The 5,887-nt window shown below is 44.6% G+C and carries 5 protein-coding genes and 2 pseudogenes; 1 reads left to right on the top strand and 6 read right to left on the bottom strand.

Annotation, left to right across the window (positions count from 1 at the left end; translation table 11 throughout):
* The 3 genes from QVO39_RS09140 to QVO39_RS03970 all read right to left on the bottom strand — a co-directional run.
* The coding region (locus QVO39_RS09140) for an undecaprenyl-diphosphate phosphatase (RefSeq protein WP_353867184.1) at positions 1-75 on the bottom strand (75 nt) is incomplete at its 3' end.
* A 3-nt stretch (positions 76-78) separates the two neighbouring features.
* Positions 79-354 carry a DUF3098 domain-containing protein gene (locus tag QVO39_RS03975; RefSeq protein WP_021903103.1) on the bottom strand — a complete coding sequence of 92 codons (276 nt, stop codon included), beginning with the start codon at positions 352-354 and terminating at the stop codon, positions 79-81.
* Between the two features lie 9 nt (positions 355-363).
* Positions 364-1,254, bottom strand: a complete 891-nt coding sequence (locus QVO39_RS03970; protein ID WP_018028453.1) for a cell division protein FtsX — start codon at positions 1,252-1,254, stop codon at positions 364-366.
* A 581-nt stretch (positions 1,255-1,835) separates the two neighbouring features.
* On the opposite strand from QVO39_RS03970, the gene QVO39_RS03965 reads away from it, so the two are divergent.
* A complete protein-coding gene (locus tag QVO39_RS03965; protein ID WP_021903102.1) occupies positions 1,836-2,045 on the top strand; it encodes a hypothetical protein in 210 nt (69 codons plus the stop codon).
* 100 nt (positions 2,046-2,145) lie between these two features.
* Here the strand turns inward: QVO39_RS03965 and QVO39_RS03960 are convergent, their stop codons facing one another.
* The 3 genes and pseudogenes from QVO39_RS03960 to QVO39_RS03950 form a co-directional block, all read right to left on the bottom strand.
* The gene (locus tag QVO39_RS03960) at positions 2,146-4,161 is read right to left on the bottom strand and encodes a TonB-dependent receptor (protein ID WP_288171739.1); all 2,016 of its coding nucleotides are present in this window, start codon (positions 4,159-4,161) and stop codon (positions 2,146-2,148) included.
* Positions 4,162-4,167: 6 nt separating this feature from the next.
* Positions 4,168-4,458, bottom strand: a pseudogene (locus QVO39_RS09135) (carboxypeptidase-like regulatory domain-containing protein); the annotation flags it as partial.
* Between the two features lie 298 nt (positions 4,459-4,756).
* A pseudogene (locus QVO39_RS03950) lies at positions 4,757-5,887 on the bottom strand (hypothetical protein); the annotation flags it as partial.

Below are 5,887 nucleotides of genomic sequence, written 5' to 3'. Positions count from 1 at the left end.
TCCCGTGCTGGAGACCGGCAGGAACTCCGTGAGCCCCTCTACTATTGCCAGTATAATCGCTTCTATTATCGTCATAGCTTACTTCTCTTCCTCTCCTGAAGATTTCTTCGCTCCCTTGCCACACCACAGCAGAGCCACCAGTAGCCCTACATACCCTAGCGTCAGCACCACAGGAGCCACCCCAATGCGGGTGCTATTGAATACCTCCGCGTTAAAGCTCACTCCGTCCTCCGACTTACCTCCGGCCAAAAGTAGATACCCCACCACCAGCACCGCCACTGATGCCAGAGCTATGTAGAGGTTCACCTTCCCAAAGCCGTATCCTTTGATCCTTTTATCTTCCCTGCCTTCCATATCTATTCACTATGCTCTGTAGAGCTTGTTTACATCCATTCTTAGGTACCTACTTACCGCTGCAGTAGCTGAAAGCCAACTGATTACTACGCCTAGCACCAGCACCACTGCCAACACTATGAGCCCACTCTCCACGGTCAGTACTGACCTTAGGAGAGGATAATGATTTCGGACATAATACCAGCCCCAAGTGAGGAAGCCACCAGCTACGATGGCCGCCATCACACCACTCCAGATATTGTACCAGACAAAGGGGCGGCGGATAAAGCGTGAGGTGGCACCCACCAGCTTCATCGTGTAGATCAAAAACCTCCGTGAGTAGATCAAGAGCCGAATGGTGTTATTGATCAGCACCATAGAGATGAGTAGCAGTAACCCCGAAAGTAGCGCCATCACCAGCGTCAGCCCACGGATATTATCATTCAGCTTATCCACCAAGTCCTGCCGATACCCCAGTGATTGCGTCAGTCGATACTGCTCCAGTCGGCGCTCTACCAATTGTAGACTATCCGCCGAAGCTACATAAGCCTCACCAAGCGTGATCTCAAAGGTGGGTGAAAGGGGGTTCCAACCGAGGAACTGCTCTGGGTTCTCTCCCAGCTCCTTCGTGAGTTCCTCCAACGCCTCCTCCTTTGAGTGCAGTACCACCTCTCGCACAAAGGGCTCTTTCCTCAGGTCCCGCTGCATCTGTGCCACCTCGTCGGGGTCGGCATCGGGCGTTAGAACTACGTTAAACGTTACCTGCTCCCGCACATAGCTACTCAAGCCACTGCCTACCAAACCAAGGAGTACCACCAGACCAAGCAAAAAGAGCACCATTGAGATACTGATGATGCTGATCACTCGCGAATGCCAAAAGCTACCAACCCTGCCAAGACCACCCCTTTTATCTCTACTCATAAAATATCTATCTACCTTACATTTATAGCCTCCACACCATAATATGCAAATCTACTAAATAATCACGACTGCACAATAAAATCACGACCGTGATGTTCAAGACAGAAGGTCCGACTCGTCTGACCTGTCCGACTTGTCCGATAAAGGTGCCTCCTCTCGAGGTACCTTCCTCCTAAATAAATAGCCCATAATAGCCTCTTTTGAGCCTAGCTATAGAGCTTCATAACCCGATGGTATATCAAGGCAAAAAATTAGATGCAACTAAGCATTTGCTTAGATGCATCTAATCATTTGCTTAGTTGCAACTAACCGATTGCTTAGTTGCAACTCGGCTGAGGCGTTTTTACTGCCCTGTATATCAGTGGGTTACAAAAGGTTGGATTTATTGCCTCCTGACAGCCCGCTTGAGCCTATGTTCCCCTGCTACTTGCTGCCCAAAGAAAAGCCCTTGAAAGGCGGGTCAGTCAGCACTCCTATCGTACTGGACCTGACCTATCTTTCAAAGGCTATCTTTCTCCGACAAAGTCTCGAGCGCCTTGCATCTCATCCTTCGTTCAAAGTCTCAGCACATTTGAAAGCAAATGTGCGAGAATGGCACTTCGTGCAACATTCTCAATAAGATTGGCACCTGCAAAATCAATCGTGGGCTACTCCAAGGGGTAGTGGATATTGAGGTAGCCCATTTGGTACGCGAGCAGAGTACCGCCTACGATGTGGCTTTTATTGATTGTAAAGGGGGCTACCCTTACCCATTCACTCCAGACCTTTTCGAGTCTCCTAACAGCGATTGATAAGATGACTAATCTTTTCCATTAATGACATCATCAACACATGGTATCTCTCTGATTTTGAAAACACATATGGAAAACAATTAATAAAATAGATGGGATGCTATTTAGCTGTATTTTCGGTGACAAGACCTGTCTCTCTACTTTGGTTACTTATCACAGCATTTTCATGTCTCTTGGATTTGCCCTTTTGAAAATAGTAGGTTAGTTTGACATAAAATAGGCTTCTAAAGTTATTCCACACAGTACTCTCCTCCATACTAAATTGAGGCAGAGCAGTGTAAGACCTAGTTGGGTTAGGATTATTAATCCACTCCAATGATAAAGAGAGTGTTTTGTGCTTCCACATAAGTGAGGCAAAATGACTGCTCCCAATATCTACTAAGAAATCGCCATTGACGTCTGTAAATGGAAAGTTGAAATAATAGCTAAGTTGAAAAGCTCTGTACGCAATCAAGGCACCAATACCACCACTATGTACCTGGTGATTTATCTTTTGATTTGGCGTCTCATATTTCTTTACTGCCAATTGATAATAGGGTTGTAACGTCAGGAAGTCGAAAAGACGAGCGCTTCCGCTAACAGACGCCCCATATATCATACTATTTTTCACCGCCTCATAGTTTCTCAGCACTCGGTCTCCGTCTGATGATATGATAGGCATAAATGGCTTGTGAGCATAGTCACAATTAAGAGAAGAGGAAATAAAGAAATTATTATCACTGGAATTCCAACGGAAGTCTAGGCTATTTCTTGAGGTGTAGTAGGGCTTAAGGTTTGAATTGCCTCTAAAGTAATATCCCTCATCTATTGATATAGGAGAATCGGCTAGGTATCCTAAACTAGGTAGAGTCGGTTGAATGTTTGTATTCAATCTTAGTGAACTTGATTTGCCGAGCTTGTAATTTAGTGTAACAGCTGGTCTCGGAATCACAAAGCGAAAAGTCTTATTCTCGCCGTTTTTTAATGCAGAATACTCTAGTCCAACTCCCAAATTATAACTCAGCATATCGTGTCTACCAGAATAGTCAGAATAGACATATAATTTATTGCTAGAGATGTTTTGTGGAGAGCTTTTGTCCCCTCCCACAGACTGCCTAAGCTGCTCATGGCTAAATAGTCCACCAAAGTTCCAAGCGTCGTTTTGATAGAGAACCTCTCCGATTAGTGAGTACACTTTATTGTGAGTCAGATTTTCGTAAGTGTAATCGTAATCTTTATTCGCTCCCTCCATAACTCTGTTCAGACTATTGTTGGACTTTGAATTACTTATGGTATTCACAAAGTTGATGCCAATAAGTTTATTCTCTCCTAGAGGTTGGTGGTAATACAAATCGAATGCTAAGCTATTATAATTGCTCTTTAAGTCTCTCCCACTCTTCCCTATCAACTCTCTATTATTAAAGATCTTTGTCACGCTCTGTTCATATTTCTCGTGCCCTGGGCTCTGTCTATATTCAAGCTGAGATATCACGAAGGCATTATTGCTGAAATATCTTCTATACCTCATCTGTCCAATGTTGTAATACCCCTTATAGCTACCAGGGAGACCTTCATATGTATTGCTCGTTCCATCGCCATATTTATAGACATTATTCATGCGATTATCATTGAGAGCTCGGTAGTCACAAAATCCCCCAACTGTAAACTGATTATTCTCATCGGAGTAAGTGTAATTCAGCATATTGGTACCATACCCTGTTGTAAATGAATTTTTCGCATCAAGATAGAAATAGTGGCTCTTGCTTTTGCTCCTTCTTGTTTGAACCTCCAAGACAGCACCAATATTTTCGTGAGCAAAGCGAGCTGGAGGCTCGCTATAGTACACTAGCTTCTGTACATCTTTGGACGAAATCTGTTGCAGCTCTCTATAGGTAGCTCTCTTACCATTGATTAGGATGAGTATGGACTTATTATCAACGGTAATGAGCTGCTCATCCATAAAGTTTTTCTTGAATTGAGGTAAGCTGCTTATCGCATCTAAAGCATTATTCCCCACGCTGAGAGCTTCCGAGGTCAAGAGGATTTCATCTCTATTGCCAAAGCTATTAAGCACTTGAGCAGAGATGACCACCTCATTTAACAGTTTGGAGTCCATAGCTAGAGATATTGCTCCCATATCAATGCTATTTTGGACTACTATCAATGTGTCAACTTCTTTGAAGCCTATATACGAAAGCTGGAGATGATACTCCCCTCTATCTATAGGTTGGAGGAGAAACTTCCCATCACTATTAGAGGCAGTATGCTTTATGACCTCTCTGTTATTACTCTTTGTTAACTTGACAATAACAGAAGGCAACGGTTGTTGCTGCTCATCAACGCAAGTGCCTGTAATATGATACTGCGCAAAGCTCAATATCGGAATAAATAATAATATAATAACTAGCTTAAATCTACTTTGAAGCGTGCTCATATCTTGAATTAACAAATGAATTTATCACGGCTAGATTACCCTTTAATATACTTCTAATGGGGTTAACACTCCATTGGGCAAAAGAATGTATTTTATGCCATTAATGATGACAATCATTCCTTTTTTCTCCTTACTAGTGTTACAATTACCACCAGATACTAATGGTAGTTAAGTTGCAGTCAATATCTCTTTCATGTTTTTCAAAAAAAGTATAACGCCACAAAAGTAAGGAAATTATTTAGGATCTTACCTATCGAATCTAAACCCTTGATTCCGCACCTGCAAAATCAATCGTGAGTTACTCCACGGGGTAGTGGGTGTTGAGGTAGCTCATCTGGTAGGCGAGCAGAGTTGCACCTACGATGTGACTTTTATTGACCGTGAGGGGGGCTATCCTTACCCAGTCACTCCAGACCTTTTCGAGTATTATTTTGTCATACCCCTGCTCTTGTCCACCAGCGAGAAATTGGCTTCGCATCTTGGTAGCTTCGTCGGTTAGCCCACGATATAATGCTAGCCGAAGTCTATCCGACTCCCCAGGGGAGAAGTTGGCAATCGCTTGTGCCAACTGCATTATCTGCTCTTGGTAGAGGGTGATGCCATAGGTCTCGCTGAGGTATGACTCCATTACAGGGAGGAGGTAGTTGATCGGCTCCTTGCCTTGCTTTCGGGCGATATAGGTAGGGGCGATCTCTTGCCCTTTGCTGTACAGGATGGCGATGGAGAATATTAGGTCATTAAAGCTATCGGGCTTTATCTCTTTCCAAAGCTGTTGTAGGCGGGAGGCTTCGAGGAGATAGCACCTCCCTCCACGCTCTTTGCCAATGGATCGGAGCGTATCGGGGTCGTCGGTGGGGATCGCTTCAAGTTGGATCTCCTTTCCTAACCGATGCTTTATTTTCTCCATGCGATCTTGGAGCCATGTGAGGTGGCTGAGTGTGAGCCATCCTATCCTTATCGCATCAGAATCATAAAGGAGGGTGTAGGGGTGGTCCTCCTTACGCTGTGGCAAAGTACCTCTCTCGCTTACTTCTATGTCTATGCTCACTTTGCCTAGGGCGTCGGGGTTGAGGAATCGCTCAAAGAGGAGCTCGTGCTTTAGGGGATCCACCCTCGTAATGCCTAGCACATAAAGCAACAAAGAGCTAGGGGCGGTGCCTCGGCCATTGCCGATTAGCACCCCTTGTTGCTTAGCTTTGACTATTTGCTCGTGGAGCATAGCAATTTGAGGGGTGATGCCCGCCTCCTCCACTGCTCTTAGCTCTAGTGCTAACCGTTGTTGGATCTTGGTCGAAAGTGGGACACCATACCGCTCCTCTGCCCCCTTGGTAGCTTGATAAAGGAGGTAATCCTTAAGGGATTCAAAGCAGATGGGTTCTGGGCGAGAAGTTAAGGTACTAGATATTTTCAGTTCTCGCTTCCTTTTTTG

It is taken from the genome of Porphyromonas sp. CAG:1061, assembly GCF_000435035.1.
Lineage (GTDB): Bacteria > Bacteroidota > Bacteroidia > Bacteroidales > Porphyromonadaceae > Porphyromonas_A > Porphyromonas_A somerae.
The sequence above is the reverse complement of the archived record's forward strand: the minus strand, read 5'-3'. Positions and strand labels throughout refer to the sequence as shown.